This is a genomic window from Methyloversatilis sp. XJ19-49 (assembly GCF_024580145.1).
Lineage (GTDB): Bacteria > Pseudomonadota > Gammaproteobacteria > Burkholderiales > Rhodocyclaceae > Methyloversatilis.
This window is the reverse complement of sequence record NZ_JANINI010000041.1, coordinates 1-550: the sequence shown is the minus strand read 5'-3', so window position 1 is coordinate 550 and position 550 is coordinate 1. Positions and strand designations below refer to the sequence as shown.

Below are 550 nucleotides of genomic sequence, written 5' to 3'. Positions count from 1 at the left end.
GAGTACGAAACGTCGAAGCGGCACTACGCGCACGTCGATTGCCCGGGCCACGCTGACTATGTGAAGAACATGATCACGGGTGCTGCGCAGATGGACGGCGCCATCCTGGTGTGTTCGGCCGCTGACGGCCCGATGCCGCAGACGCGCGAACACATCCTGCTGGCCCGCCAGGTCGGGGTTCCGTACATCGTGGTGTTCCTGAACAAGTGCGACATGGTCGACGACGCCGAGCTGCTCGAACTCGTTGAAATGGAAGTGCGCGAGCTGCTGTCGAAGTACGACTTTCCGGGCGATGATGTACCGATCGTCAAGGGCTCGGCGCTCAAGGCGCTCGAAGGCGACAAGACGGATCTGGGCGAAGGCGCGATCATGGCGCTGGCCGATGCGCTGGACAGCTACATTCCGACGCCGGAACGTGCGATTGACGGCGCCTTCCTGATGCCGATCGAAGATGTGTTCTCGATCTCGGGCCGCGGCACTGTGGTGACGGGTCGTATCGAGCGCGGCATTGTGAAGGTTGGTGAGGAAATCGAGATCGTCGGTATCAAGG

General features: G+C 61.6%; 1 protein-coding gene. It reads left to right on the top strand.

Features of this window, described 5'->3' with window-relative positions; genetic code table 11:
* Nucleotides 1-550: GTP-binding protein (locus tag NMQ16_RS19155; RefSeq protein WP_257082566.1), on the top strand; the 550-nt coding region annotated here is incomplete at both ends.